The sequence below is a fragment of the Paenibacillus sp. tmac-D7 genome, from assembly GCF_006519665.1.
Taxonomy (GTDB): Bacteria; Bacillota; Bacilli; order Paenibacillales; family NBRC-103111; genus Paenibacillus_G; species Paenibacillus_G validus.
Map to the genome: position 1 here is coordinate 20,023 of NZ_VIDW01000004.1, position 26,577 is coordinate 46,599.

General features: G+C 55.1%; 31 protein-coding genes. 3 read left to right on the forward strand and 28 right to left on the reverse strand.

Annotated elements, in window-relative coordinates:
* Positions 1–135 precede the first annotated feature (135 nt).
* The 26 genes from spo0A to FKP33_RS04135 form a co-directional block, all read right to left on the reverse strand.
* Entirely contained in the window at positions 136–939 is an 804-nt protein-coding gene (spo0A, locus tag FKP33_RS04010) for a sporulation transcription factor Spo0A (RefSeq protein WP_141333981.1), read from the reverse strand.
* A 263-nt stretch (positions 940–1,202) separates the two neighbouring features.
* Positions 1,203–2,561, reverse strand: a complete 1,359-nt coding sequence (gene spoIVB / locus FKP33_RS04015; protein WP_155614863.1) for a SpoIVB peptidase — start codon at positions 2,559–2,561, stop codon at positions 1,203–1,205.
* Positions 2,562–2,748: 187 nt separating this feature from the next.
* Positions 2,749–4,449, reverse strand: coding sequence for a DNA repair protein RecN (recN, locus tag FKP33_RS04020; RefSeq protein WP_127605489.1), 1,701 nt, complete (start codon positions 4,447–4,449; stop codon positions 2,749–2,751).
* Between the two features lie 22 nt (positions 4,450–4,471).
* A complete protein-coding gene (gene ahrC, locus FKP33_RS04025; protein ID WP_054795192.1) occupies positions 4,472–4,921 on the reverse strand; it encodes a transcriptional regulator AhrC/ArgR in 450 nt (149 codons plus the stop codon).
* 40 nt (positions 4,922–4,961) lie between these two features.
* On the reverse strand, positions 4,962–5,438 hold the full coding sequence (locus tag FKP33_RS04030) for a hypothetical protein (RefSeq protein ID WP_054795193.1): 477 nt from the start codon (positions 5,436–5,438) through the stop codon (positions 4,962–4,964).
* A 138-nt stretch (positions 5,439–5,576) separates the two neighbouring features.
* On the reverse strand, positions 5,577–6,419 hold the full coding sequence (locus FKP33_RS04035) for a TlyA family RNA methyltransferase (protein ID WP_141333982.1): 843 nt from the start codon (positions 6,417–6,419) through the stop codon (positions 5,577–5,579).
* Between the two features lie 21 nt (positions 6,420–6,440).
* Complete coding sequence (gene dxs, locus FKP33_RS04040) at positions 6,441–8,327, reverse strand: 1-deoxy-D-xylulose-5-phosphate synthase (protein ID WP_141333983.1); 1,887 nt, start codon at positions 8,325–8,327, stop codon at positions 6,441–6,443.
* Positions 8,328–8,424: 97 nt separating this feature from the next.
* Positions 8,425–9,330, reverse strand: a complete 906-nt coding sequence (locus tag FKP33_RS04045) for a polyprenyl synthetase family protein (RefSeq protein WP_141333984.1) — start codon at positions 9,328–9,330, stop codon at positions 8,425–8,427.
* On the reverse strand, positions 9,327–9,587 hold the full coding sequence (gene xseB, locus FKP33_RS04050; RefSeq protein ID WP_054795195.1) for an exodeoxyribonuclease VII small subunit: 261 nt from the start codon (positions 9,585–9,587) through the stop codon (positions 9,327–9,329). The genes FKP33_RS04045 and xseB overlap by 4 nt, the downstream gene beginning before the upstream one ends.
* Entirely contained in the window at positions 9,559–10,938 is a 1,380-nt protein-coding gene (gene xseA / locus FKP33_RS04055; protein WP_141333985.1) for an exodeoxyribonuclease VII large subunit, read from the reverse strand. Before xseA ends, xseB begins: the two co-directional genes overlap by 29 nt.
* A 2-nt stretch (positions 10,939–10,940) precedes the next feature.
* A complete protein-coding gene (folD, locus tag FKP33_RS04060; RefSeq protein ID WP_127605499.1) occupies positions 10,941–11,807 on the reverse strand; it encodes a bifunctional methylenetetrahydrofolate dehydrogenase/methenyltetrahydrofolate cyclohydrolase FolD in 867 nt (288 codons plus the stop codon).
* A gap of 75 nt (positions 11,808–11,882) precedes the next feature.
* Positions 11,883–12,347 (reverse strand): transcription antitermination factor NusB, encoded by a 465-nt coding sequence (gene nusB / locus FKP33_RS04065; protein ID WP_054795197.1) that lies wholly within the window; start codon positions 12,345–12,347, stop codon positions 11,883–11,885.
* 84 nt (positions 12,348–12,431) lie between these two features.
* Positions 12,432–12,671 (reverse strand): DUF2273 domain-containing protein, encoded by a 240-nt coding sequence (locus tag FKP33_RS04070; protein WP_054795198.1) that lies wholly within the window; start codon positions 12,669–12,671, stop codon positions 12,432–12,434.
* A gap of 15 nt (positions 12,672–12,686) precedes the next feature.
* Positions 12,687–13,247 (reverse strand): alkaline shock response membrane anchor protein AmaP, encoded by a 561-nt coding sequence (amaP, locus tag FKP33_RS04075; protein WP_054795199.1) that lies wholly within the window; start codon positions 13,245–13,247, stop codon positions 12,687–12,689.
* A 77-nt stretch (positions 13,248–13,324) separates the two neighbouring features.
* Positions 13,325–13,738 carry an Asp23/Gls24 family envelope stress response protein gene (locus FKP33_RS04080; protein ID WP_127605501.1) on the reverse strand — a complete coding sequence of 138 codons (414 nt, stop codon included), beginning with the start codon at positions 13,736–13,738 and terminating at the stop codon, positions 13,325–13,327.
* Between the two features lie 183 nt (positions 13,739–13,921).
* Positions 13,922–15,280, reverse strand: a complete 1,359-nt coding sequence (accC, locus tag FKP33_RS04085; protein ID WP_141333986.1) for an acetyl-CoA carboxylase biotin carboxylase subunit — start codon at positions 15,278–15,280, stop codon at positions 13,922–13,924.
* A gap of 17 nt (positions 15,281–15,297) precedes the next feature.
* Positions 15,298–15,783, reverse strand: a complete 486-nt coding sequence (gene accB / locus FKP33_RS04090) for an acetyl-CoA carboxylase biotin carboxyl carrier protein (protein WP_054799649.1) — start codon at positions 15,781–15,783, stop codon at positions 15,298–15,300.
* 383 nt (positions 15,784–16,166) lie between these two features.
* Positions 16,167–16,922: a SpoIIIAH-like family protein gene (locus FKP33_RS04095; protein ID WP_141333987.1), complete on the reverse strand. Its 756-nt coding sequence runs from the start codon at positions 16,920–16,922 to the stop codon at positions 16,167–16,169.
* 48 nt (positions 16,923–16,970) lie between these two features.
* On the reverse strand, positions 16,971–17,603 hold the full coding sequence (gene spoIIIAG / locus FKP33_RS04100; RefSeq protein ID WP_054795202.1) for a stage III sporulation protein AG: 633 nt from the start codon (positions 17,601–17,603) through the stop codon (positions 16,971–16,973).
* 4 nt (positions 17,604–17,607) lie between these two features.
* Positions 17,608–18,351 (reverse strand): stage III sporulation protein AF, encoded by a 744-nt coding sequence (gene spoIIIAF / locus FKP33_RS04105; RefSeq protein WP_181410039.1) that lies wholly within the window; start codon positions 18,349–18,351, stop codon positions 17,608–17,610.
* 29 nt (positions 18,352–18,380) lie between these two features.
* The gene (gene spoIIIAE / locus FKP33_RS04110; protein WP_141334062.1) at positions 18,381–19,586 is read right to left on the reverse strand and encodes a stage III sporulation protein AE; all 1,206 of its coding nucleotides are present in this window, start codon (positions 19,584–19,586) and stop codon (positions 18,381–18,383) included.
* A gap of 116 nt (positions 19,587–19,702) precedes the next feature.
* On the reverse strand, positions 19,703–20,092 hold the full coding sequence (gene spoIIIAD, locus FKP33_RS04115) for a stage III sporulation protein AD (RefSeq protein WP_054799647.1): 390 nt from the start codon (positions 20,090–20,092) through the stop codon (positions 19,703–19,705).
* Positions 20,093–20,104: 12 nt separating this feature from the next.
* Complete coding sequence (gene spoIIIAC, locus FKP33_RS04120; RefSeq protein WP_127605509.1) at positions 20,105–20,308, reverse strand: stage III sporulation protein AC; 204 nt, start codon at positions 20,306–20,308, stop codon at positions 20,105–20,107.
* A 48-nt stretch (positions 20,309–20,356) separates the two neighbouring features.
* Positions 20,357–20,875 carry a stage III sporulation protein SpoIIIAB gene (spoIIIAB, locus tag FKP33_RS04125; RefSeq protein WP_141334063.1) on the reverse strand — a complete coding sequence of 173 codons (519 nt, stop codon included), beginning with the start codon at positions 20,873–20,875 and terminating at the stop codon, positions 20,357–20,359.
* 43 nt (positions 20,876–20,918) lie between these two features.
* The gene (gene spoIIIAA / locus FKP33_RS04130) at positions 20,919–21,935 is read right to left on the reverse strand and encodes a stage III sporulation protein AA (RefSeq protein ID WP_141333989.1); all 1,017 of its coding nucleotides are present in this window, start codon (positions 21,933–21,935) and stop codon (positions 20,919–20,921) included.
* A gap of 65 nt (positions 21,936–22,000) precedes the next feature.
* Positions 22,001–22,267, reverse strand: a complete 267-nt coding sequence (locus FKP33_RS04135; protein ID WP_127605511.1) for a YqhV family protein — start codon at positions 22,265–22,267, stop codon at positions 22,001–22,003.
* 143 nt (positions 22,268–22,410) lie between these two features.
* Here FKP33_RS04135 and comA point away from each other — a divergent pair, with 143 nt between their 5' ends.
* The 3 genes from comA to FKP33_RS04150 all read left to right on the forward strand — a co-directional run bounded on the left by comA (position 22,411) and on the right by FKP33_RS04150 (position 24,600).
* On the forward strand, positions 22,411–23,286 hold the full coding sequence (gene comA, locus FKP33_RS04140; protein WP_141333990.1) for a phosphosulfolactate synthase: 876 nt from the start codon (positions 22,411–22,413) through the stop codon (positions 23,284–23,286).
* Positions 23,287–23,306: 20 nt separating this feature from the next.
* Positions 23,307–24,050 carry a 2-phosphosulfolactate phosphatase gene (locus FKP33_RS04145; protein WP_141333991.1) on the forward strand — a complete coding sequence of 248 codons (744 nt, stop codon included), beginning with the start codon at positions 23,307–23,309 and terminating at the stop codon, positions 24,048–24,050.
* Between the two features lie 85 nt (positions 24,051–24,135).
* Entirely contained in the window at positions 24,136–24,600 is a 465-nt protein-coding gene (locus FKP33_RS04150; RefSeq protein ID WP_054795206.1) for a DUF441 domain-containing protein, read from the forward strand.
* Positions 24,601–24,611: 11 nt separating this feature from the next.
* Here the strand turns inward: FKP33_RS04150 and FKP33_RS04155 are convergent, their stop codons facing one another.
* Positions 24,612–25,868 (reverse strand): aspartate kinase, encoded by a 1,257-nt coding sequence (locus FKP33_RS04155; RefSeq protein ID WP_141333992.1) that lies wholly within the window; start codon positions 25,866–25,868, stop codon positions 24,612–24,614.
* Between the two features lie 158 nt (positions 25,869–26,026).
* Positions 26,027–26,470 carry a flavodoxin gene (locus FKP33_RS04160; RefSeq protein ID WP_054795208.1) on the reverse strand — a complete coding sequence of 148 codons (444 nt, stop codon included), beginning with the start codon at positions 26,468–26,470 and terminating at the stop codon, positions 26,027–26,029.
* Positions 26,471–26,577: the final 107 nt, after the last annotated feature.

Sequence of the window (26,577 nt, forward strand, 5' to 3'; positions counted from 1 at the left end):
CAATAAATCAAATTCGATTTATCGGGTAGATGAGGTAAGTTTATCGGTTCCAAAGCGGTTTATCGGCTTTCATAAACAGACTGCACACAGTTTCCATCCTCCGAAACCCGCATCATTGCGCCACTAATTATCCTTTCACGACACCTTATGCTCGATCCGAAGCTTATCCGCCACCATAGCGATGAATTCGCTGTTTGTCGGCTTGGACTTACTTATATTGATCGTATAACCGAACAGGTGGCTGATGCTGTCGATGTTGCCGCGCGTCCAGGCGACTTCAATCGCGTGGCGGATGGCACGTTCGACGCGGCTCGGCGTCGTTTTGTATTTTTCGGCGATAGCCGGATAGAGCGTTTTCGTAATGGCGCCCAGAATCTCGATATTGTTGTAAACCATCGTAATCGCTTCACGCAAATATTGATAGCCTTTAATATGCGCCGGAACGCCGATCTCATGGATGATCGTTGTAATGTTGGCGTCCAGATTCTTGCCCTTTGGCAGTTGGACGATATTCGCTTTCATCGGCGATGGCGACGACATCATCGGCATCGACTGTGAACTATTCACCAGCTGGCGTATGCGATTCGTAAGAATTTCCATATCGAACGGTTTCAAAATATAATAGGAAGCGCCCAATTGAACCGCTTTCTGCGTTATATTCTCTTGACCGAATGCGGTGAGCATGATGATCTTGGGCTGCGGGTTCAAATCCATTTCGCGAAGTTTCTCAAGAACGCCCAAACCGTCCAGGTGCGGCATAATAATATCCAGAATTAATACATCGGGCACCTGACCGCTTTGCTCAATTAAACGAAGTACATCATTCCCGTTATAGGCAACGCCGGAAACGCGCATATCCTCTTGCTCGTCAATAAATTCGGATAATAAGTTCGTAAATTCACGGTTATCATCTGCTAAAAGAACTTCAATAGTTTGCAACGTTATACTCCTCCTTCATTTGCGGCAATTAACTTTAGCATTATTTACCTAAGTATATTATTTCGACAGATAGCCTAAAATTCCTTCTGTCGAATATTATTTTTCTGGATTTTTTTTTCGATATCTATTATAATTAAAAATTTAATTCATTAAAATACAATTATCGACAAAAGCAGAGGGAATCCCCTCTATTTTCTCTAGGTTAGACGGGTTGCACGCGAAATTTGTTTCAATCAACATCAAGACAAAAAAACTGAAGACCGTTAACTGGCCTTCAGTTGTTGTTCGGGCTTCGACTCCGATTCCGTTATCGTACCGGGCGCTCTTAGCATGATGCCTGCATCCTGCAGCATCCATTCGATAAAACAACCGTATCCGCTCGTTGGATCGTTCACGAAGACATGGGTGACGGCGCCGACGACTTTACCGCTCTGAATGATCGGGCTGCCGCTCATGCCCTGCACGATGCCGCCTGTCTTATCCAACAACCGGGGGTCGGTAATCTTGATGACCATCCCTTTCGTTGCCGGGAACTCCTGTTTCGCGACGTGGACGACTTCGATATCGAATTTCTCGACTTTCTGACCGTTCACTACCGTATAAATTTGCGCTGGCCCTTCGCGCACTTCTTCGGCAAAAGCGACAGGCATTGCTTTATCATATAAACTGTGATCCGGGGCATTGAACATTTTACCGAAAATGCCGAACTGCGTATTTTTCTCAATGTTGCCAATCGACTTGCTTTCCTTCGAAAACTGAGCCCGCTTCTCCCCCGGTTCCCCATTCTGACTTTTCGAGATGGAGGTGACGTTGGAGTGCACGATATCGCCCCCGCCGACTACAATTGGCGTTTGTGTATCCATATCGGTTATTACATGTCCAAGGGCGCCGTATACGCCCTGATCCGGCGCATAGAACGTCAATGTGCCCACACCTGCCGCCGAATCCCGAATATAGAGGCCGAGCCGATAAGCTTTATCGACCGCATCGTATGCCGGCGTTATCGGGATCTCTAAGGTTTCGTTGTTTCGCACAATCGTAAGCACAATCGGTTTCTTGCTTTCGCCGGCCGCTTTGACAAGCTCAGCCACTTTACTTACGTCCTGGATCGGCTTACCGTTCATTTTGACAATGAGATCGCCCAGCTGTACCTTCGCTTCCTCACCGGGAGACGACCTTTTATCCTCGGCAACCGAGACGAGATGATGGCCTACGACCATGATACCCGCCGATTTCAGCTTAACGCCGATCGTCTGGCCGCCGGGAATCACTTTCAAATCCGGAACAACGTTTACTTTCACGGTTTTGAGCGGAATCGCACCGAATAATTTCAGTTTCATTTCCGCTTTTCCTGCCCGGTAGGACTCTAAGGAGATCGGCTGATGAAGATCAACGCGGAAGGAATGCTCCGTGGAACCATTAACTTTAATGATTTCGGGATGATTGACCGTTACTTGTGCGCTGACCGGCATGACCAAATTCAAATGAGCCTCTTGACCGGAAAATAATCGAAGTTCCTCGGGGAATGAGGCAAAGCTGCGGAATGGGGTGGTCAAGCTACCCAAACAAACGAAGAGGACGAGCAGTAATCCAATCAATCTTTTTCTCTGGTTGGAACTCAATTCGCTCACGCTCCCTTGCTTCCTTTGCTTAGCGGCACCAAGCTCTACGATGGCTTCAAAAAGCTGGCGTCACACCTGCAATCCATGACCTTACTTGCACTTAGATCACTTGGCAGCACCGCCGTTTGTGTACCTTTAAGGTAACCCCGCGCTCCCGCTTTTATAACTCCAAAATGCTCCCACCCCGTCAGAGCATCTTTGCTTTTTTATCATTGGCTAAGGCTAACATTTCCTGCGCATGCTCGATCGTTTTGTCCGTTACTTCAACCCCGCCGAGCATCCGCGCAAGCTCATGCGCCCGGTCGCTTCCGTGTAAATCCTCGATCCGCGTGTACGTCCGATCTTCATCGGTCGTCTTGCGGATAAGATAATGCACGTCGGCCATGCAGGCCACCTGCGGCAGGTGGGTGATCGAGAAAACCTGGCAGCTTCGCGACAGCTTGGACATGCGTTCGGCGATCGCTTGCGCGGCGCGCCCGCTTACCCCGGTATCCACCTCATCGAACACGAGTACGGGAATACGGTCAACGCGGGCGAATATTGATTTCAGCGCCAGCATCACGCGCGAAATTTCCCCGCCTGAGGCAATTTTGCTTAACGAGCGGAGCGGTTCTCCGGGGTTTGCCGAAATAAGAAACTCCACTTGATCCGCACCCTCGGGCGTAAACTTGCGCTCGCCTTCCGCCGCGAAGTGCACTTTAAATTGCGTTCGTTCCATATGTAATTCGCGAAGCTCAACCACGATCTCCCCGGACAGCCGTTCCGCGACAGCCATCCGTTTCAGCGTCAAGTCGGAAGCTAAGCGCCCGAGCAGCTCGACAGCCTGCCGTTCCTCCCGCTGCAGCTCCTGCAGCCGTTCGTCCTTATGTTCGATGAGGTGGAGCTCCGCCTCGATTTTGTCCGCATAGGTCAGAATATCTGCTACGTTATCTCCATATTTTCTCCGAAGTGTGGAAATCGTATCCAGTCTTTGTTCGATAAAATCGAGCCGCGCCGGGTTGAATTCGATCTCGTCGCGATAATCGCGAATTTGATACGCGGCGTCCTCCAGCTGATAGAACGCCGATTGAACTTGCTCTGCTAACGGCTGCAGCCTGACCGTATCGTAAGACGCAATGTCTTGCAGCTTCTGGACGGCTCGTCCAATCGCATCAAGCCCCTTGCTGCCGCCGTATATAAGCTCGTAGGCGTCCGCCGCGTTCTGATACAGCTTCTCGGCGTTGGACAGCTTCCGCTTCTCTTCCTGCAGCGCCTCGTCTTCGCCCGGCTTCAGCTTGGCCGAACGGATTTCTTCCACTTGGAATTTGTATAAATCGGCCATCTGAAGGGCCTGCTGGCTCGTTTCCTGAAGCTCGCGCACCTGCTTGCGGATCGATTGGTAAGCGGCATAAGCCTGGCGGTATTCCCGTTTGACCGGACCGATCTCCGCTTCACCGAACATATCCAGCAGGCGGATGTGCTCCTCCGTCTTAAAGAGCGACTGATGCTCATGCTGTCCGTGAATGTTAACGAGCCATTCCCCGATCTCTTTCAGCATCGCCAAATTCACCAGCTGACCGTTCACCCGGCTCGTGCTTTTGCCCTGTGCCGAAATTTCTCTGCGTATAATAAGATGCTCTTCTGAAACGCCTTCTATGCCTAACCGGGATAACGCTTCCCGTACCGGATGATCGGCCCCGACTTGGAACAAAGCTTCGATCGAAGCTTTATCGCTCCCGTACCTCACCAAATCGGAGGAGCTCCTGCCGCCCGCAATCAAGCTTAAGGCGTCGATAATAATCGATTTGCCGGCTCCGGTTTCCCCGGTCAGAACGTGAAAGCCGGATTTGCAATGGAGCTCCACATGCTCGATCACGGCTAAATGACGAATGGACAATTCCAACAGCATAAGCGCACCTCTTCCCCTGCGATTAACTTAGCATTCCGAGAATTTGATTGACCACATGGACGCTCTGATCCTTCGTCCGGCAAATGATCAAGATCGTATCGTCGCCGCAAATAGTCCCCATAATCTCATTCCATTCCAGACTGTCGATCAGGGCGCCGATCGCATTCGCCGTGCCGGGCAAGCTCTTCAGCACGACCAGATTCTCCGAGTAATCGATATGGACGAAGTGGTCGTTCAGCGCGCGGCGGAGCCGCTGCAGCGGATTGTATCTTTGATCCGCCGGCATCGAATATTTATATCGTCCGTCGTCGAGCGGTACTTTGATCAGATGCATTTCTTTGATATCCCGCGAAATGGTCGCCTGGGTGACGTGAAAACCGCCGTTGCGCAGCTGCTCCACCAGTTCATCCTGCGTTTCGATTTCGTTGTTCGTAATAATTTCGCGAATTTTCACATGTCGTTGGCCCTTCATAGGTTCCTCCCTGAGGTATGTGATCGGCTATGTGTGAACATTAAAGTTCCTCTTCATCCGGTTCGGTTAAGCTGAACCGGTAACAATCGATAAGCTTGTCCTGCAGATGCACGTAAAGGACGCCGGCGGTTTGCGCATCCAACAGTTGGTAGACGAACAACCGGTCGCGGACCGCGCTGCCTGTTTTCTCAAGCGGCTTACGATCCTTGGCCAGCTTAACGGCGTAATATTCCCCGTCCCGCTCCGCCATATAATCGATAAACAACCGGCTTTGCAGCGACTCCGAATCGTTCACCAAAATATATACGGGCACGCGCCGTTTGCCGCTCAACACCCGGTATCCGTATTCCCCGAGTAATAGTGTCGCTTCATCCTCGGGAACGGCTTCTTCCGTTAACCACTCCAAGGGCGGCACTTGCTCCACCGTTTCGCGCATTTTTCCCCGAAGGTACTTATACAGCCAGAAAATGAGCACGACGATGAGGAGAATCACAATGAAACCGTCTCCGCTTTGCATGGCATCACCTCGGGTAGTACTATTCGAGGAAAATGCTCCAATCTCCTCTATAATTGGCAAAAAAACTCATCCCGGTTACGTCGGACAGACGTTGCCGTCCGTCCTCCAATAACGCGCAGGCCAAGCGAAATTACCGCTTCAACCCTGGGATGAGTCCTGCATGCTTTGCGACTCCTGCACGACAGCCCGAATGAGAGCATCCAGCTCCGGCTCCGGGATGACGCCTTGTATGGATTTTTGTAAATAAGCTAAAAATTCGATGTTCCCTTCGCCGCCCTTGATCGGAGAGAACGTTAACCCGCGCAGGGCGAAACCGTTCTGCTGGGCGAAGCGCAGCACCGTCTCCAGCACTTCCCGGTGTACGGCCGGCTCGCGGACGACGCCCGTCTTCGGCACCTTCTCCCGGCCAGCCTCAAACTGAGGCTTTACGAGCGCCACAACCGTCCCATCGTCGGCTAACAAGCCGTGGAGGGCCGGCAATATAAGCTTCAGCGAGATGAACGACACGTCGATCGACGCGAAAGTCGGCTGAGGCCCTTGAAGATCCCCGGGCTGCATGAAACGGAAATTTGTGCGTTCCATCACGCACACCCGCGGATCCTTACGCAGCGACCAATCCAATTGATTGTATCCGACGTCGACGGCGTAAACGTAGGCCGCGCCATGCTGCAAGGCGCAGTCCGTGAAGCCGCCGGTCGACGCCCCGATATCGAGCATCGTCACACCGCTCACGTCGATCTCGAACTTGCGGAGCGCCTTCTCCAGCTTCAATCCCCCACGGCTGACGTAGGGGTGCAGCGCGCCCTTGACGGCAATCGCTGCGGCTTTGGGCACTTTCGTGCCCGCCTTGTCGACCGGTTCGCCCGCTACGGAGACGAGCCCCGCCATAATGGCGGATTTCGCCTTCTCGCGCGTTTCGAACAGTCCGCGTTCGACAAGAAGAACGTCCAGCCGTTCCTTTTCCGTTTTATCCGATGCCATGAACCTCTCCTACTCTGAACGTTACGCCCTTTGTCGTTTGCGGGGCACGAGCGCCGTCAATTCGGACACGAGACGTTCGGCGGTCAAACCGACTTCCTCCCGCTGTTGTCCGACCGAACCGTGCTCCACGAAGTAATCGGGAACGCCTATCGTCTTCACCCTCATACCGTAATGGTTATGGAGCGAATAATACTCAAGAACCCCGCTGCCGAAGCCGCCCATCACGGCACCTTCCTCGAGCGTAAGGACCGGGATATCTTCCTTGGCCAGCTGGTTCAGCATCGACTCGTCCATCGGCTTGATAAACCGCGCGTTGACGACACGCACCTGTACGCCTTCCTTCGCCAACGTCTCCGCCGCTTCGAGGGCGATCGGAATCATGGGGCCGACGGCTAAAATCGCCGCATCCTGCCCATGACGGAGCGTTTCCCATGTACCGATTGGAATCGCCGTCAACTGCTCGTCGAGCGGTACGCCCAGTCCGTTAATGCGCGGATACCGGTATGCGATCGGGCCGTCTTCATAATCGAGCGCCGTCTTCATCATATGACGGAGCTCGTTCTCATCCTTCGGCATCATCACGACCATATTCGGGATGCTGCGCAAGTAAGCAATATCATACACCCCTTGATGCGTTTCGCCGTCGGGTCCGACGAAGCCGGCGCGATCTATGGCGAAAGTTACGTTCAGGTTGGCGCGGCATATATCGTGTACAACCTGGTCATAGGCCCGCTGCAGGAACGTGGAGTATACGGCAAACACCGGCTTCAAGCCTTCGGACGCCAAACCGGCTGAGAAGGTCGCCGCGTGCTGCTCGGCAATCCCTACGTCGAACATCCGTTCCGGGTAGGCCTTGGCAAACCCGAGCAGCCCGGAGCCGCCCGGCATCGCCGGGGTAATGGCTACGACGCGCTTATCCTGCGCGGCGAGCTCGATCAGCGTACTGCCGAACACTTCCGTATACATCGGCGGACCGACCGGCTTCAAGACCTGACCGGATTCGATCTTGTAAGGACTGATGCCATGCCACTTGTGCGAATCGGCTTCCGCGGGCGAGTAGCCCTTGCCTTTCAGCGTAATGACATGGACGACGACCGGACCGTTCACCTTATCCGCTTGCTTCAGCGTTTCCATCAGCAGAGACAGATTGTGGCCGTCCACCGGACCGAAATACGTAAATCCGAGCTCTTCGAACCATACCCCCGGTACGACCAAATATTTGAAGGAGTCTTTCAACCGCTCGACCGTCTTGGCAAGCGTCCCGCCGATGGCCGGAATTTTCTTGAGCAATTGCTCGACCTCTTCCTTGGCCTTTACATAATGACGGTCGGAGCGGATGCGCGCCAAATAGTTGCTGAGCGCGCCAACGTTCGGAGCGATCGACATTTCATTATCGTTAAGCACGACCATCAGCTTACGGCGCTCGTGTCCGATATGATTGAGCGCTTCGAGCGCCATGCCGCCCGTTAAGGCGCCGTCGCCGATCATAGCGATGACGCGGTTTGATTTCCCTTGCAGGTCGCGCGATACCGCCATACCCATCGCCGCGGATAACGACGTGCTGCTGTGTCCGGCTTCCCAGACGTCATGTTCACTCTCGGACCGTTTCACAAATCCGCAAAGCCCTTTATATTTACGCAAAGTGTCGAATTGATTCATCCGGCCGGTTAAAATTTTATGAACGTAAGACTGATGCCCGACATCAAAAATAAATTTGTCTCTCGGACTGTCAAACAAGTAATGCAGCGCTAACGTTAACTCGACAACCCCAAGATTCGGCGCGAGGTGACCGCCGGTAACCGAAAGCTTCTCGACAAGAAACTGTCTGATTTCAGCCGCCAACGGCTCAAGTTGTTCGAAAGCGAGGCGCTTTAAGTCGTCTGGCTGTTGAATTTGTTCGAGCAGCATGCTTGTTCCCCCCGCTTTCCTTAGTGGATTTTGTCGTGTGTTTCTATGTTGATGTCATTATAGCACAGCCGCTTTAACCCACTCAATCGAACCGGACTCAATGATCCCTCTTCATGAGATAATCGGCCAGCTGCAAAAGCCGTTCCGGATAAGGAATCCCCGCCCCCGTTACCGCATCCCGCGCTTCACGGGTCAGCTGCTCGATCTTCGCTTGCGAAGCTTCGATCCCAATAAAGTACGGATAGGTTACCTTCTGCTGCTTCACGTCGCTTTGCACCGGTTTGCCGAGCTTCTGCTCGTCGCCGACAAGATCCAGAATATCGTCCTGAATTTGAAAAGCAAGCCCGATGCATGTGCCGAACCGATCAAGCGCAGCCAGCTGCTCCGCCGTAGCGCCCGCGATACGGGCGCCCGCCTTCAGCGAGAATACGATCAGATCGCTCGTCTTGTGCAGATGAATGTAATCAAGCTCTTCGAGCTTGGTTACGCCTTGTTCGCCCTGCATATCGGCCGCTTGTCCGCCGACCATGCCCGGCGCGCCGGAAAGCCTGGCCAGATCTTCGACGATATCGGCGATCGTGCCGCCGCTTACGCCTTGCTTCCGGGCTGCTTGAACGATCGTATAGAACGCGTGCGTGAGCAGCGCGTCTCCGGCCAAAATGGCCATCGCTTCCCCGTATACTTTATGATTGGTCGGTTTGCCGCGACGGAAATCGTCGTTGTCCATTGCCGGCAAATCGTCATGAATGAGTGAATACGTGTGGATCATCTCCACCGCAAGCGCGACCGGCATCGCGTCCTCGGCCCGGCCGCCCAGCGCCTCGGCCGAGGCGAGCACAAGAATCGGACGAAGCCGTTTGCCGCCGGCCATCAGCGAATACATCATCGATTCGCGCAGTGCGGCCGGAATGCTCCACTCCTGCGGAATGGAGCGCTCCAATTCATGCTCGACCCGCAGGGCCTGTGTTTGGATATAATCGCGAATGCTGCTTACGGCGCTCATCGGCTTTCTCCTTTATCGGCTTCGCCCGGATTGAAAGGCTTCCGCGTCAAGCCGCCTTCCTGCTCGAGCAGCACCTCGATCTTCCGTTCCACCTGTTCCAGCTTCTGGCCGCACAGCTGAGACAGCTTCATCCCTTCCTGAAACAGCTCGATCGCTTGCTCGAGCGGAACGTCGCCGCTTTCAAGCTTCGCGACAATACGTTCCAGCTGCTCCATCGCCTGTTCAAAGCTAGGCGTTGTTTGTTCCTGATTCGTCATCTCGTTTCTCCTCCATGGACCATACGTGACAATCAATCCGGCCGTCGGCCAGCCGCAGCTTAATAATATCTCCCAGCTGCACCTGCTGCACCGACTTGATCAGCTGCTTCTCCTTCTCGTCGTAAACGAGGCTGTAACCGCGCTGCATGACTTTCAGCGGACTAAGCGCATCGAGCTGACGGAGCGTCGACACCAGCTCCCGCTGCTTCGTCTTGAGCGCGGCCTGCATCGATTGCCGGAGCAGCCGGTCCGCTGCATCGAGCCGCTTACGGGAGTATACAACCTGTTCCTTCGGATTAAAAGCCGCGATTTTCCGATCCGACCGCATCAATCGCTCCTGCGATTTATTGACCCGGCCGCGCATTTTGTAGATGAGCTGCTCTTTCATCCGGTCCAGTCGCTCCGCCGGCTGCAGCATGAGCTGTCGGCGCGGATTCGTCAAATACGGCGAGCGCTGCAGCCGCTTCAATCGTTCGCGGCCGCCTTCCAGACGCGAGGTTAAGCCGCCGTACAGCCGCTGCTTCAGATGCGCGATCCGCTGCGCCAGCTCCAGATGATGCGGCACCGCAAGCTCGGCTGCCGCCGTCGGCGTAGCCGCCCGCAGATCCGCGACGAAGTCGGCTATCGTGAAATCCGTCTCGTGCCCGACCGCCGAAATAACCGGCAGGACCGAAGCGTATATCGCACGCGCGACGATTTCTTCGTTGAACGCCCAAAGTTCTTCCAAGGAGCCGCCCCCGCGTCCGACGATCAATACGTCCACTTCGTTTAATCGGTTCATCTCTTCGACCGCCCTTACGATCGAAGGAGCCGCCTGCTTCCCTTGTACAAGCACGGGATAGAGCAGCACCGGCACGGACGGATAACGCCGCTGCAGCGTAATGATAATGTCGCGCACCGCAGCACCGGTCGGCGACGTGATGACCCCGATCGCGCGCGGAAAAGCCGGGATCGGCTTTTTTCGTTCCGGTGCGAACAAGCCTTCGGCTTCCAGCTTCTTCTTGAGCTGCTCGTAGGCCAGATACAGGCTGCCGATGCCGTCGGGCTGCATCTGCGTCACGTAGAACTGATAAGCCCCGTCCCGTTCATATACGGATATATTACCGCAGGCGAGCACCTTCGTGCCTTCCTTGGGGATGAACCCGAGACGCTGGTTATACGACGCGAACATGATGCTCTTCAAGCGGCTGTCCGCATCCTTCAGCGTGAAGTACATGTGTCCGCTCGAATGATGCGTAAAATTGGAGATTTCCCCGCGCACCCATACGTTTTGCAGCGCGTCGTCGGCCTCCAATTTATTTTTAATAACCCGGTTAAGCTCCTTGATCGAGTAAATCGTTCGTCCGCTCATGGCTAATGCACTGCGCGCAAACCGGCCGCCCGCTGCGCCGCTTCCAGCGTATTGCGCAGAAGGATGGTGATCGTCATCGGTCCGACGACGCCCGGCACCGGCGTAATCACGCTTGCCGTATCGACCACATCGTCAAAGTCGACGTCTCCGGACAGCTTGCCCGTATCGAGCCGGTTCACACCTACGTCGATGACCACGGCGCCCGGCTTCACATGCCGGCGTTTGATCACCTTCGGCTTGCCGATAGCGGCAATCAGAATATCCGCTTGGCTCGTAATCTCTTCCAGGTTGCTCGTGCGGGAATGGCAGGTGGTAACCGTCGCATGCTCGCGAAGCAGCAGAATGCCCATCGGCTTGCCGACAATGTTGCTGCGGCCAATGACGACCGCATGCTTACCGGCGATGTCCACGCCGACCTTCTTCAAGATCTCGATCACGCCTGCGGGCGTACAAGGCGCCGGTCCCGGCTTGCCGATCATCAGGTTGCCGACGTTGACCGGATGGAAGCAGTCGACGTCCTTCTCGGGGGCAATCGCCTCAACTACCCGTTCTTCGTTGATTTGCTTCGGCAGCGGCGATTGCACCAGGATGCCGTGAATCGCCTTATCCGCATTCAGCTTGGCGATCAGTGCAAGCAGCTCGCTCTCTGACGTTGCTTCCGGCAGCTTGTACACTTCAGAGTGAATGCCCGCCTCTTCGCATGCGCGGTTCTTGTTGCGCACATAGACGTGAGAAGCCGGGTCTTCGCCGACGATGACGACGGCAAGACCGGGCTTCACCCCTTGGGCGATCAACCGGTCGACCTGATCTTTAATTTCGGTTCGGTAGGCGCCGACGAGCTCCTTACCGTTAATCACATGTGCAGACATCGCTTACGTTCCCCTTTCGTCTTCTCCGAACTTTCTTTACGATGAAGGCTTCGCTCTGAGTTGGCTCGAATCATATCAAGCTTCTGGCGATGACGATTGACCGCGAAGCGTATCCAAATCTTTGATCATTTTGCCCAGCACGCCGTTGACAAACTTCCCCGACTCTTCCGTTCCGAAATTTTTGGACATCTCGATCGCTTCGTTCACGACAACCTTCGGCGGCACATCGTCGCGGAACACCATCTCATAGGTGGCCAAGCGTAAAATTTCGCGGTCCACCTTCGACAGCCTGTCCATTTGCCAGCCTTTTAAATAGTCCACAAGCAGATGGTCGATTTGCGACTTGTGGCTAAGCGTCCCTTCGACCAGCTCCTTGACGTCTTGCTCGGAGATTCGATCCTTCTCCCGCGTCAGCTGTCCTTCGTCCTCGCCTCTCGCTTCCTCCACGACGTGATCGACGGCATCGCCTGTGCTCACTTCGTTCATGGCCATCTGGTATAAGCTTTGTAGGGCAAGTTCCCTTGCCAGTCTTCGTCTCATGTAATGAAAATCCTCCTGTTGGGTCGCTTGTCCCGGCTACAATCCTTCGCCCGACAAAAAATCCTTGGGCGTCTCCCAAGGATTTTAGCGGAACAGTCTCCATTTGTCCATTAGCCTACGCCAAGTGTCTTCTGCGGGAAACACCGGCTCGTTCCGGTCCAACTTTTTCCCTATGTAATATCCAGTATATACGATCAAGACAAAGATTAACATATGAAACAAGCCGAAGATCAAATAAATGATGCCCAGCACCACCCCGGCGATGACGCCGAAGGTCTTCCCTCTGTGCTGTTCGAGAAGCCGCTCCCAGATTTGCACCCACATGCGGGACACTCCCCTCTACTCCACCCGGCTTTTGAACGTGGGGGACGATTGCTGAATGTTCGCGATAAACACGGACACGAACGCCACGGGAATGCCGGTGATGTCTTCGATATGCCGTTTCACGTTCGCCTGCATTTCTTCCGTCAACGCCGGAATCGGGGTTTCTCCGTCCACAATCGCCCGAATGACGATCTCAAGGCCCGCTTGGTTCACTTTGACACGGGCACGCAGGTCTCGAACGCCGCGAGAGCGGGAAGCCGCCTTCAGGGACAAATTCTCAACCGTATCGAGCGAGATGCGAATATCCCCGAACTCCGTCCGCTGATCGATCGAAGGCACGGACGATTTGCCGCGCCGCGCCGACAAGTACAGAAAGCGAACGGCGAGCAGCAGAACGACAGCCGTGACAATAATGAAAGGAACGGCGACGTTAATCTCGTTGTATACGTCATGAACAAAATTTTGCGCATCGTTCAAAGGAATCAGCCCGAATGCCGCAATGAGCAGGACGAATGATGCAAGGAGTACGACGATACTAAAAATAAACAACAGCAGTTTGTCGAGTACTTTGGCCACGGGATCGGGCTCCTTTCGCAGGTATGGAGGAAACCCCCAGACGTGAACGTAAGGGGGTTCAACCTGACTATGATCGTTTATTTAACGCGCTGCGTGTTCGTTTCCGGCTCTTCCGGCGGCTTCTCCGCACCTTTAAAAATAACGTCATGGATATGCACGTTCACCTGAACGACACTTAAGCCGGTCATCGATTCGATCGCGTGTTTGACGTTCTGCTGCACGCCGCTCGCCACCTCCGGGATCCGGGTGCCGAATTCGATAACGACGGAAACATCGATCGCCGCTTCGCGCTGTCCGACTTCAACCTTTACGCCTTTGGACAAATTTTTGCGACCGAGCAGCTCCGCGATCCCGCCGGCGAAACCGCCGCTCATACCGGCAACGCCGGGAACCTCGATGGTCGCCATGCCGGCAATGATCTCAATCACTTCAGGAGCAATTTGAATCGTACCCATGTCGGTCTTTTCGTAATCGGCAGCAACTATACTCATGGTTAGGTCCTCCTCCAAGTTTTTGCTGAGGCAAAAACGGCTTCATTCACAACAATTTACATACGATCGTCGGTAGTCCTTCACTTTTGCCCGAATTAGCGACTGGTTCTGATGCCAGCCCGACCCTTGTCTGTATTGTATACTATACCATTTGGACAAAAATATGACAATGAACCGGCAATATTACGAGTTGGGGTCGTTCACGTCGTGCTCTTCCAGGAACTTAATGTCAAAATCGCCCGCCAAAAACTTCTTATGCTCCAGAAGCTTCAGGTGGAATGGAATTGTCGTATGTACGCCCTCAACGGCAAATTCGGCAAGCGCGCGCTTCATTCGCTGGATCGCCTCATCGCGATTTTTGCCCCAGACGATGAGCTTCGCGATCATCGAATCGTAGTGCGGCGGAATCGTGTAGCCCGGATAAGCGGCGCTGTCCACTCGAACGCCGAAGCCGCCCGGCGGCAAGTAAAACTTGATTTGCCCGGCCGACGGCATGAAATTGCGTTCCGAATCCTCCGCGTTAATGCGGCATTCGATCGCCCAACCGTCGATCTTCACGTCTTCCTGCGTAAACGAAAGCGGCTCGCCTTCGGCGACGCGGATCATTTCTTTTATAATATCGATTCCGGTGATAAGCTCCGTTACGGGATGCTCCACTTGAATCCGGGTGTTCATTTCCATGAAATAAAATTGGCCGTCCGCGCCGAGCAAAAACTCAAGCGTTCCTGCGCCGGAATAGTTAACCGCTTTCGCCGCACGCACCGCCGCTTCACCCATCGCCTCGCGAATTTCCGGCGTCAGGATCGGGCATGGCGCTTCCTCGACGAGCTTCTGGCGGCGTCGCTGCACCGAGCAGTCGCGCTCGCCCAAGTGGACAACGTTGCCGTGTTTATCGGCAAGCACTTGAATCTCGACGTGCTTCATGCCGGTCAAATATTTCTCCAAATAAACGCCGGCGTTGCCGAACGCCTTCTGCGCTTCCTGCTGGGCGGCCGTAATTTGCTGAATGAGCATTTCTTCATTGTCGGCTAAACGAATGCCCTTGCCCCCGCCGCCTGCGGTCGCTTTAATGATGATCGGGTATCCGATTTCCCGGCCGAGACGAATTGCTTCTTCCACATCCTCGACCAACCCGTCGGAGCCCGGAATGACCGGTACGCCGGCTTCTTTCATCGTTTGCTTGGCGACGGATTTGTCGCCCATCTTGCTGATCGCTTCCGGGGAAGGACCGATGAACGTTATATTGCAGCTTTCGCATATTTCTGCGAAATCGGCGTTCTCCGCGAGAAATCCGTAGCCCGGATGGATCGCGTCGGTTTCCGTCAGCGTCGCCACGCTCATGATGTTCGTGTAATTCAAATAGCTGTCCTTGGACAGCGTGGGTCCGATGCAATAGGCCTCGTCCGCCAAGCGGACGTGCAGCGCGTCGCGGTCGGCTTCCGAGTAGACCGCAACCGACGTAATGCCGAGCTCGCGGCAAGCGCGAATGATGCGTACCGCAATTTCACCGCGGTTGGCAATCAAAATTTTATGAAACTTCAATGCGGCTCTCCTCCTACTTACTCCGGTTTCACCAGGAACAACGGCTGCCCGTACTCCACAAGCTGTCCGTTCTCCACGAGCACTTCTACGATCTCGCCCTTCACTTCGGCTTCGATCTCATTCATCAGCTTCATCGCTTCGATGATGCAAACGACGGTTTTCTCTTTCACCGCACTGCCCTTGGATACGAACGAAGCGGCGCCCGGCGATGGAGCGGCATAGAACGTGCCGACCATCGGGGACACGATTGTATGTAGACCTAAGTCGGCTGCCGCCGGTTTGGACGCGCTTGGCGCTTCCGCTGCAGGGGCTTGTACCGCCGCTTGAGGGGCAGGCACTTGCGCATACACAGGAGCGGCCGGAGCCGCGGTCACGACAACCTGTTCGGTTTTATTCGGTTTACGGATGAAAAGGCGCGAGCCTTCGCTTTCAATTTCCAGTTCTTGCAAAGAGCTTTGATCCACAAGCTTGATCAATTCTTTGATTTCGCTTAACTTAAACAAGTGCATTCACTCCTTTGGGCATCTGGCGCGCAGCAGGCGATCCATGGAAGGCAATCTTCGCCGCTGGCGATGTGAAACAAACGACGTTGTTATTATATCACAATATAATTTGAAGGGAAGAACTTATTAGTACTTGGTTCTACTTCATATTTTCAGCTGTCGAAATTCCTGATCCCTTTGCAATATCTACCATTTGTTTATGATTTATACTAAATATGGTCTTCCATCCAAAAAACATTAGATACATGATGTGTCATTTCAAAAGGATTAGCCATCCCCCTGCACCATATCAGTTAGATATACGCACGCACTCTTAACTTGTACTTCATTCTGTTACTCCAAATAAATAAGAGTCCGCGGGAGCGGACTCTGTCACCGATGATTTAAGGCTTCATGACGACGGAAATTTGATCCGCCTGAACGCCGAGCTCCTGCATGGCTTTATCGACAATGCTGACGGCTTGGCTGCGTTCCAATTTATTCGACTGCACCGTAACTTTCCATTTGTTCGCGTCTTGCGTGACGACGACCTGCGGGAAGTCGCCGCCGAGGATATCTTCCAGACTGGTTACTTTCGCTTCCATGTCCTGGATCTTGTTGTATTCTTCCTGAGCTTTGGCCGCGGCTTCCGCCGTTTGTTTCGGATCGGTGATAATCGTCATCAAGCTTTCCACCTTCTTCGTCAGCTCTTCATTGCGCTTCATTTGGGCGCTGAGGAAGAAATCGGTGCCGGATGTCGCAGTCGCTTGCATTTTTTGTAAGATTTTAGCTTCTTCGCTCGAAGCGTCCGTTCCCGTATTCGACACGGGCTGCGCCGCTTTGTCGTCCGTTTTCGCAGTGTCGGAGGAAGGCGTATCGGTTTTCGTGCTGCTCTCTTTAGGATCGCCGGCTTTGGCGTTATCCGTTTTGGCGGCGTCCGCTTTCGTATCGGCGGCGGGAGCTGCGTCCGTTTTTGCATCGGCCGCTTCCGGCTGCTTCACATCCAATTGACCCGTGTTCACGACGATCTCGTTCGTTTTAACCCCGGTTGACGCCACTTCCAGCTCGTTCACGTCTTCCGTGAATAAATAGTAGGCGGAGAGGACGACCATCAAGCTCAGCATCGATACCAACCAAATCGTTTGTCTTCTGGAATTCATGTGTTCATTCCTCCTTGAGTTCATCGTTCGTATTTGAAAGACGTTTATTTATTGCTTGCGCGGCAGGATTGAGATCCGGTGCGCGGGAACATCGAGTCCACGCTCCACCGCTTCGACGATCATCTTTTTGACCGTAAGATTTTCCGCCCCCTTGGCAACGACGAGCACGCCTCGGATTTTCGGTTTAATCGTCTTGACGATCAGCGGCTGCTTGCCCCCGGATACTTCGTATAACACCACTTCGCCGTTCCGGGACACATTCGTGATATGCCGGGTTGCCCCATGCTGGTCTTTCTCGTTCGTTACCTGCTGCGTTTCGTTCGTGTTGCGCTCTACCTGGATCTCTTCGCTCGAGTCGATGGTGACCAGCACCTCAACCTCGCCGACCCCCACGATCTTGGTCAAAATGTCCCGCAGCTGCGATTGATACGCTTCTTCATATTCGCGAAAGCCCGTTTGCTCCTTGCTTCCGGAGCCGAACGCGGCTTCGGCCTGATCCGGCGGTGACCCGCGCCCTTCGTTGATCGGATCGACATCCTTCACCGTGATGAACGAATTCATGATCATCAGCGCCGCTCCGACGAGCCCAAGCAGCAGCAGCAGGCGAAACGTCTGCATCCGCTTCGGACCGCCGGGGCCTCCCTTGAACCAGGACAACCAACCTTTCTTGTCTTCTCCCACCGTTTCACCTCCCCGGGGCCGGTTCCAGCGTTAGTTCGATCTGTTCCTGCGTCAGCTGCCAATCTTGCTCCAGCATCCGGATAATTTGCGTCTTCGTTTGCAGCAATGCCGGGGATAGCGGCTCTTTATCGGGTCCGAACGAGGCGGATTGCGGCACTGATCTTGCTGCGGTTGCAGCCGAACCGTCCGAGATTCGAATGTCGGCCACAGGGACCACCGGTTCGATCGGCTTGACCGTTTCCATCGCAGCGACCGGCTTCGCCCGTGCCTGATTCGGGAGTTCGGCCGGACGCCCCTCCGCCACCTGCAGCGTGACCTTCCGGATCACCGGCTGTCCGGTCTCGTCGGGCGCCGTCACGACTTGAACGTTCCGTACGTCCACATCGGCCGATTGTTCAATCTTGCGTTTCATCAATTCTTCCACTTGGTTCTCAACGAGCGCCGACGTTTGCTCGAACTGTCTCGCTTGCAGGGCATTGGCGCGCTGCCGGATGGCCGTGAGCGAGTCCATCTCGCCGCCTGACACCGCCGCCAGGTCGGGCGACAGCGCTGCCGCCAGCCGTTCGTCCAGCGCCGCATCGGAGCGAAGCAGGCTTAGCAGGGGCTGGAGCAGCGTCAAGAGCAGGAACATGCTGATCACGGTCTTCACATAGCGCTGCATCGATTGATTCGGCAGCAGCAAGTCGACGAAGGTGGCGATCAGGATGACCAGCACGACCGACTTCAGCCAACCGCTCAAAAAGTCCAAGCGTTCTCCCTCCTTCGCTGGGCTCCGGATCAGCGCATCATGACCGAGACGTTGCCGGCGCCGATGATGATCGATATCGCGAGAAAAAACATCAGTCCGACGACGGCTAAAGCGGCGAATACATACATCATGCTTTTGCCAATGGTCTCCAGGCAGGTAATCATCGGGTTATCGCCGAGCGGCTGCATGACGGCGGCCGAGATGTTATATATGAAGGCTAACGCCATTATTTTCAGCGCCGGGAAAGCGCACAGCACCAAGATGACGACGACGCCGGCCAAACCGACGGCGTTCTTCACCAGCAGCGAAGCGCCGATGACCGTCTCCGAAGCGTCGGAGAACAGACGGCCGACAACCGGTACGAAGTTGCCTGCGATATACTTGGCCGTACGGATCGTCACGCCGTCCGCCACGGCTCCGGTTGCGCCCTGTACCGAAATGACACCCAGAAATACGGTGATGAATAAACCTAAGCAGCCCAGGCTGATCGTTCGCAGCAAGTTCGCCAGCTGTGTGACCTTGTATTTGTCAGACAACGAGCTGACGATGTGCAGCACGGCGGAGAAGAATAGCAGCGGAAACACCAGAAAGTAGATGGCCGTGCCGACCGCGTGCACCATAAACACGATCAGCGGGTGAAGCACCGTTACGGATACCGCGTTGCCCATCGACGCCAGCAGGGTCAACAGCAGCGGCACGACGGCGATCATGAAGTGTATCATGTCGGATATGGCCGATTTGGCGTAACCGATCGCTACGTTAAAGCTGTTCACCGCCATAATCATCAGGACGAGAAACGAAATCGCGTAAGCGATTTTACTGACCGCGTTCCGCTCAAACGAGCTTTGCAGCGTCTCGAGCAGCATGCTGAAAATCGTGAGAATGACGATGGAGACGAGCAGCTTGCCGTTATACAGCAATTCATGAAAAAAGTAGCGAAACAGGGCGGAGAACACGCTGTCTATACTGAAGTTTTTGGCGCCGAGCAGCAGCTCCATGAACGTCGGGGCTTTGCTGTCGGGAAAATAACCGCCGTACTGCTTCATCAAGCCGCTCCAAAACTGTTCCACTTGATCGAGCGGCAGCCGTTCCGCCTGCTGGCGCACCAGCTCATCGGCGGGCGTGGCGGCCTGTACCTGCGCTCCGCAGCCGGTCAGGTCCGAGCAGCCGTACCCGACGCCTCCCGACAACAGGAGCACCGTCAGCACCGCGACGACAACGAGCCATCGCTTCATCTCGGCGGCGGAAGGGCGGCGCTGCAGCGGCAGCTCGCTTCTTGGCGGCGAAAGGCGACGATTAGGCAGCAGCATGAGCTTCATCTCCTGGTTGGTTTTGCTCGGGTAACGCTCGCTTAAGCCGGCAGCAGCTTGACGACCGTTTCGATGATGACGGATACGATCGGAATGGCCATGACCATGATCAGCACTTTACCGGCCAGCTCAATCTTGGAAGCGACCGCTTCCTGGCCGGCATCCCGCACGATTTGCGCGCCGAATTCGGCGATGTAGGCAATGCCGATAATTTTCAGAATCGTTTTCAGAAAAATCGTATTAATTTCCGCTTTATTCGCAAGCTCCTCCAGCACGCTGATCACGGTTGAAATTTTCCCGATGAGGAACAGAAAGATCGTAATGCCCGTGAACGCCGTGAGCAAAAACGCGAACATCGGCTTCTGCTCTTTGATGATCAGCACCAGCACTGTCGTGATGAGCGCAAGTCCCACCACTTGAATGATTTCCATGGCCGCACCCGCCTATTGGAACAAAAAAATCGTCTTGATTTCTTTAAACAGGTTGTCGAGCAGACTGACGACCATGAACAACACGACGACAAACCCGATGACCGTGACCCAGTGGGCCATATCCTCTTTACCCATCTGCTTCAGCACAGTATGAATCATCGCGATAATGATGCCGATGCCGGCGATCTGAAATATCGCATTAACGTCCACGTTCATGTGCGGCACCTCATTCTTGAACCTATCCCTTCACTGGCCAAATCGGAGCTAGTACATCAATATGACGACGAGCGCCCCCATCAACAAGCCGAGACTCTTCCACATCCGCTCGTATCGCTGCTGTTCGTCTTTGGCCAGCTCCTCTTCTCCGCGCAGTTGGTTGACGGCCAGACGCAAATGCTTCACTTGATCGTCCCGGTCGGTTAGGCCGAGCGTAGCGCCTAGCTGCTGCATGATCTCCTTCTCCCCCCGGCCCAGCGACAGCTCGCGCCAACCGGCGGTTAGCGTCTCCCCCCAGAGCTGCTGAACCGGTCGTCCCGCGGTCTGTCCCAGCTCCGCCGCCATCCGGACGAACAACGCGCCGACGGCGGTCGCGCAAGCTTGCCCCGTGCAGCGCAGCGCCTCGGGCAGCGGGGTGAAGCCGTACAGGATCTCCGTTTCGAGCCGCTGCAGCATCCTGATCAGGTCGGCGATTTGACGGGGCCGCTTCGCCAGCTGTGAAGCTTGAAAGAACCCGAGCAGCGTGCCCGCGAGCAAGATCAACATCGCGCCGAGCAGCTTCAGCATGGCGGGCTTCCCCGCTTCCGCCTGTGCAGCGTACCGGCCCGTCTCATAGGCTGACGCCTCCACGCAGCGCAAGCCGCTCGTCCAGCCGCTTGCCCTGGGCGTCGTACACCGCCGTGCCCGGAGCTCCCGCGCCAGCGTTGGCTGCCGGTGCGCGCGACAGCACCACGAAGCGTTCGAAGACGCCGTCCGCCACCAGCTCCTTCAGAATCGGCCGCCCCTTGACATCCTGGGCGTCCCTTCCGTGTGCGGTGGCGATGACCGCGATCCCGGCGTGCAGCGCCTCGTGTACGGCCGCCGCATCTTCGGCCCGGCCGATCTCGTCGGCGATCAGCACCTCCGGCGACATCGAGCGGATCATCATCATCATCCCCTCCGCCTTCGGGCAGCCGTCCAGCACGTCGGTGCGCGGGCCGACGTCAAAGGTCGGAACGCCCCGCACGCAGGCGGCGATCTCCGACCGCTCATCGACGATGCCGACTTTGAACGCTCTGGACGGCGTCGACCCTTCGCCGCTTGCGAAGCCCTCGCTGAGCTGCCGCGCGATATCGCGCACCAGCGTTGTCTTGCCCTGCTGCGGCGGCGATACGATCAAGGTCCGCAGCACTTGTCCGGTCCGCGGTTCAAGCAGGAAGGGCAGCACCCGTTGGGCCGCGTTCTTCCATTCCCGAGCAAGACGGATGTTGAAGCCGCTGACGTCCTTGATGTATTTCACATGTCCATGCTCGACCACCGTTCTGCCGGATAAGCCGACCCGATGACCGCCTTGAATCGTTATGTAACCGCGCTTGAGCTCCTCCTCGAACGTATACATGGAGTGCTGCGTTAACAGCTCCAGCAGCAAAGCGCAATCTTGACGGGTCGGATGATAAGCTTGTTCCGTCCGGGAGCACGTCGCACCTTCCGCGGTGACGAAGGCATGGCCTGGTCCCCAGACGACCTCCAGCGGCCGATTTTCACGGATGCGAATTTCCTGAAGCGTCCGGCCAGGCGGCAGCCCCGTTGCTAGAGTTGCTAGAATGTGCCGCAGCGGAGCGGAGAAGAAAGGCAATATCGATTGCATCTTTGAGCCTCCCTGTCCATCTTTTACAATCATGTGTATGCCATATCTACTGAATTATGACAGATTTACTTTTTTAAGATTCCGATAAAAATGCAGCTCACCCCGGCAAGCACCCACAGCAGCTTTCCGGCCGAAAGTTTGTCGGCCATCCCGACCAACCCAATCGTAGTTGTCGTCAGCAGCACGAGCGGTCCGACGAGCGCCAGCCCCGAGTTGACCAGCAGCGCCTTCTCAATTTGGTTGAAGCGCAGCATAAGAAGCGCCGCCAAAATTTCGATACTGCCGGATAATACGCGGATCGTCGCCATGCTGAGCACAATTTTATTGATCATTGACACGGAATTCACCCCATCCCCTGGTTTCCTTATCACTGTATGCAAGCTCGTCTGCTTTTAGGCTATCCGGGCACAACCCCAGCAGGAAATGCATACGATGTTTCATGAATTTTATTATTTATACAGCGAGGCGATAAGTAATGGAGGTTAGAACACCGCTGCAATGGCATTTTCAGCTTTGCGACCCGACCGGTCAGCGTACGAGCAAACCGCGCATTGCGGGCAAAACGATGGTAATCGACAAAGGGCTCGGACTCCATGCGATCGAAGATCTGCTGCAGACGGCAGGCGACTACATGGATATGCTGAAAATCGGTTTCGGCACTTCTCCGCTTTATAAAACGGCATTGCTGAAGAAAAAAATCGAGATGGCCAAAGCGCACAACATTCTCGTGTACCCCGGCGGCACGTTCCTCGAAGTCGCGATCGTCCAACAAAACATCGATCATTTCTTTGATATGATTGCCTATCTGGGCTTTAACGGGATAGAAATTTCCGACGGTACGATCCATGTTCCGCGCGGGGTCAGAAGCGATTTGATTCGGCGCGGTGTAGATGCGGGGCTGACGGTTATTACGGAATACGGGAAGAAAGGCTGGGGCTCCGCTATTGAACTGGAGGAGCTGGTTGAGACCGTGACGATCGACTCCGAGCTCGGGGCGGCGCTCATTACGATCGAAGGCCGGGAATCCGGCAAAGGAATAGGGATATACAACGAAGACGGCAGCTGTAAGGATGAGGAAATCGAGCTCGTGCTCAGCGGGGTGCCCAGTCCGGAACTGTTGTTGTGGGAAGCGCCCCACAAAGACCAGCAGGTTCATTTATTGAAGCGGCTCGGCAGCGGCATTCATCTCGGAAATATCGCGCCGGCCGATCTGTTCTCGCTTGAAGCGCTGCGCCGCGGACTTCGCTCCGATACGCTGGCCGGGGAGGCTGACGTATCGGATGCTGCGCCGGTGGCGGCCGAAGCTAACGTTGAGGCTGCGCCTGTGGTGAGCTGGTATTACCAAATTTAGGCAAGGAGTGACAACAGGCCGTGCACATTCATGTCATATCCAGCGTAAACGAAGCGCGCACCGAAGAGCTGCAGCACAAAACCGTCATCGTCATCGACGTGCTGCGCGCGACCTCCACGATGCTGACCGCGCTTGCGAACGGATGCCGGACCATCGTCCCCGTTGAGACCGTCAATCAAGCCAAGAGCATGCAGGGGAAAGACGAGCTGCTCGGCGGCGAACGATTTTGCAAAAAAATACCGGGCTTCGATCTGGGGAACTCCCCGCTGGAGTATACCCCCGAGCTTGTCACCGGCAAAACGGTCATCATGACGACGACAAACGGCACACGGGCGATTCAGAAGGCGGCGAAAGCGAGTCATATTTTGATCGGCTGTATGCTGAATGCCGCCGCCTGTGCGCGCAAAGCGGCCAACCTGACGGGCGACATCGTCATCGTTTGTGCCGGCACGCAGGATGTCTTTGCGCTGGAGGACGGCTTGTGCGCGGGTCTGCTGATCGATGAGCTGCTGCGGCTCCATGCGGCAGGAGCGATCCGCGGAAACTTGACGGGGCCGAACGCACCTGCCTACGTGGACGACTTCGGTTTAGCCATGCTGCAGGCGTACCGGAACGTGCAGGACCGGCTATTAGACGCGCTACTGACGTGCGCGAACGGCAAACGGCTGACCAAGATCGGTTTCCATGACGATGTGGTCCACTGTGCCCAAACCCATGTGCTGGACCTTGCCCCCATGGTACGGCATGGCCGCCTGGAGGCTTAGTTAACGGTTCCCCGCCAAGCTTGTTCTAAAAAGGCCCTGCGCTCATACACATAAATGAAGACACTTCCGGACAAGGGGCCTGCATATGAACGGGGATATTCTCTTGGTTGCGCTTATCATTATCGGACTGCTGGGCCGGTCCCACATTATTACGACGGCCGCTTGCGTGCTGTTGATTGTGAAGCTGATCAGTCTGGAGCGATACCTCCCGACGATTGAACGGAGAGGGCTGGAGCTGGGGCTGTTGTTTTTGACCATGGGGGTTCTTGTGCCGTTCGCAAGCGAGAAAATATCCATCAAGGACGTCACCTCGATGTTTACGACTTGGCCCGGCATACTCGCCCTGCTGGGGGGAGCCGTTGCGACTTATATGAACAGCAAAGGATTGGAGTTATTAAAAATAGACCCGCAAATGATTGTGGGTCTTGTAATCGGTTCGATTATCGGTATCGTGTTCTTAAAAGGAATCCCGGTCGGCCCGTTAATGGCCGCCGGGATTACCGCCTTTTTGCTCAAGGCGTTCACGTTCTTATTCGATAAGTTCCGTTAGTGCAGCCGGTGTTAACGGCGTTCCGAAGGACCGCCGACGAATACGGTCGTATCGGTGTCAAGGCCGTAAGCCGTGTGCAGGGCTTGGACAACCTCGTTCAGGCGGCCGTTCTCAATGACGCAGGACGTCTTAATTTCGGACGTGCTGACCATCAGGATGCTGATGCCGAGATCGGAGATCGTCTCGAACATTTTGGCGGCGACGCCCGGCGTACTGACCATGCCTGCGCCCACGATCGAAACCTTCACCAGGTTGTTCTCGGACGTCACTTCGCGGAAGCCGACGGTGCTGCGAATGCCTTCGATCGTTTGCAGCGCTTTCTCCAGATCGGAGAGCGATACGGTGAAGGAAAAGTCAGCCGCTCCTTGAGCAACGCCGCTTTGTACGATGATATCCACATCGATTTGCGCTTGCGCCAGCGCCGTGAACACCTTCGCCAGCTGCCCCGGTTTCTCTTCCACGCCCAAAATGCTGATGCGTGCGACATTCTTGTCGTAAGCGATGCCGCGTACTACGATTCCTTGTTCCATTGTCGCTTCCTCCTTGACGTTCGTGCCTTCATTATGGTTGAAGCTGGATCTTACGACCAGCTGCACATTGTAATTTTTCGCGTATTCCACCGCGCGCGGATGCAAGACCGCCGCTCCGAGGTTCGCAAGCTCGAGCATTTCGTCATACGAAATTTCGTTCAGCTTGCGCGCGCATTTAACAATCCGCGGGTCGGTCGAGTAAACGCCGTCCACGTCTGTGAAAATTTCGCACACATCCGCTTGAATCCCTGCTGCGAGCGCCACTGCCGTCGTGTCGGAGCCTCCGCGGCCAAGCGTCGTAATTTCGCCTTCCTCGGTCATGCCCTGGAACCCTGCGACAATGACGATATTGCCGGCATCCAGCGCCTTACGGACACGTTCCGGCTTCATATCGGTGATTCTTGCCTTGCCGTGTACGTCTTCGGTAATCATCCCGGCCTGCCATCCGGTAAAGGATACGGCCGATTCGCCCAAACTATGTATCGCCATCGACAAAAGCGCGATCGATACTTGCTCGCCCGTGGACAGGAGCATATCCATCTCCCGCGCCGGCGGTGCGCCCGTATAAATTTGCTTTGTCAGGTCGATCAAATCGTCCGTCGTATCGCCCATAGCGGATACGACGACGACGCATTGGTGTCCTTCGCGGTGCCGTTCCACAATACGACCGGCAACCCGTTTCATCCGTTCGGCGTCCCCAACCGAGCTTCCGCCGAATTTCATTACTATCAGAGCCAAGCTGCTCACTCCCTACACAAACTTTTGCATAACTAAAATAGAATTATATCATAAGGGCGCCGCTCTGCGAAATACATAGTTGTCGAAAATTTTGCACCAGCGCCGGATAACAAAAATAGAGCGATCCGATGAGTATCGAATCGCTCTTCCATCCATCGTTACGCCAACGCTTCCGCCAGCTTCCGGCCAAAAGCACGGCACACTTCCTTCTCGTCGCCGGACGGGTTTAGCTCGACCTTCAAGCCTTCCTGAACGACATCGGCTCCTTGTTCCTTCAGCTTCGCGATCAACGTATCGACGGCAGCCCCGTACTGAGAGTACGAAGAGTCCGCCGAGCCGAACACGGCTGCTTTCCGGCCTGCTAGTTGAATGTCATCCATTTCCTCGTAGAAATCAAGAAACTCGTCCGGGAGATCGCCGTCTCCCCACGTATATGCACCCAGCAAGACGCCGTCGTACTTCTCCAGCTCCGAGGCGTTCGCGTCCACGACTGATTTCAAGACGGGCTCGATTCCCGCAGCCCTTACGCCATCGGCGACAAGCTCGGCCATTTCTTCCGTGTTCCCGGTCATGCTGGCAAAAACAATGATTACTGAACTCAAGATGGTTCCCTCCAATAGCGGGAATGATCGCTTCCCATATTTCTTGTTGTCTAACATTTGCAGATTGCGAAGGTTTCCGGAAACTAACAGCGCTACATTGATAATAA

Bases quoted from the DNA above. Each gene is read 5' to 3' on its own strand.
- FKP33_RS04095 (WP_141333987.1), bottom strand. From the start codon at position 16,922: ATGAATTCCAGAAGACAAACGATTTGGTTGGTATCGATGCTGAGCTTG.
- FKP33_RS04135 (WP_127605511.1), bottom strand. From the start codon at position 22,267: ATGATCAATAAAATTGTGCTCAGCATGGCGACGATCCGCGTATTATCC.
- spoIIIAB (WP_141334063.1), bottom strand. From the start codon at position 20,875: ATGCTGAAGCTGCTCGGCGCGATGTTGATCTTGCTCGCGGGCACGCTG.
- spoIIIAA (WP_141333989.1), bottom strand. From the start codon at position 21,935: ATGCAATCGATATTGCCTTTCTTCTCCGCTCCGCTGCGGCACATTCTA.
- recN (WP_127605489.1), bottom strand. From the start codon at position 4,449: ATGCTGTTGGAATTGTCCATTCGTCATTTAGCCGTGATCGAGCATGTG.
- spoIIIAC (WP_127605509.1), bottom strand. From the start codon at position 20,308: ATGAACGTGGACGTTAATGCGATATTTCAGATCGCCGGCATCGGCATC.
- spoIIIAE (WP_141334062.1), bottom strand. From the start codon at position 19,586: ATGAAGCGATGGCTCGTTGTCGTCGCGGTGCTGACGGTGCTCCTGTTG.
- comA (WP_141333990.1), top strand. From the start codon at position 22,411: ATGGAGGTTAGAACACCGCTGCAATGGCATTTTCAGCTTTGCGACCCG.
- nusB (WP_054795197.1), bottom strand. From the start codon at position 12,347: ATGAGACGAAGACTGGCAAGGGAACTTGCCCTACAAAGCTTATACCAG.
- FKP33_RS04030 (WP_054795193.1), bottom strand. From the start codon at position 5,438: ATGCAAAGCGGAGACGGTTTCATTGTGATTCTCCTCATCGTCGTGCTC.
- FKP33_RS04080 (WP_127605501.1), bottom strand. From the start codon at position 13,738: ATGAGTATAGTTGCTGCCGATTACGAAAAGACCGACATGGGTACGATT.
- FKP33_RS04070 (WP_054795198.1), bottom strand. From the start codon at position 12,671: ATGTGGGTGCAAATCTGGGAGCGGCTTCTCGAACAGCACAGAGGGAAG.
- FKP33_RS04035 (WP_141333982.1), bottom strand. From the start codon at position 6,419: ATGGCATCGGATAAAACGGAAAAGGAACGGCTGGACGTTCTTCTTGTC.
- ahrC (WP_054795192.1), bottom strand. From the start codon at position 4,921: ATGAAGGGCCAACGACATGTGAAAATTCGCGAAATTATTACGAACAAC.
- folD (WP_127605499.1), bottom strand. From the start codon at position 11,807: ATGTCTGCACATGTGATTAACGGTAAGGAGCTCGTCGGCGCCTACCGA.
- dxs (WP_141333983.1), bottom strand. From the start codon at position 8,327: ATGCTGCTCGAACAAATTCAACAGCCAGACGACTTAAAGCGCCTCGCT.
- xseA (WP_141333985.1), bottom strand. From the start codon at position 10,938: ATGAGCGGACGAACGATTTACTCGATCAAGGAGCTTAACCGGGTTATT.
- spoIIIAD (WP_054799647.1), bottom strand. From the start codon at position 20,092: ATGGAAATCATTCAAGTGGTGGGACTTGCGCTCATCACGACAGTGCTG.
- FKP33_RS04150 (WP_054795206.1), top strand. From the start codon at position 24,136: ATGAACGGGGATATTCTCTTGGTTGCGCTTATCATTATCGGACTGCTG.
- FKP33_RS04045 (WP_141333984.1), bottom strand. From the start codon at position 9,330: ATGAGCGCCGTAAGCAGCATTCGCGATTATATCCAAACACAGGCCCTG.
- xseB (WP_054795195.1), bottom strand. From the start codon at position 9,587: ATGACGAATCAGGAACAAACAACGCCTAGCTTTGAACAGGCGATGGAG.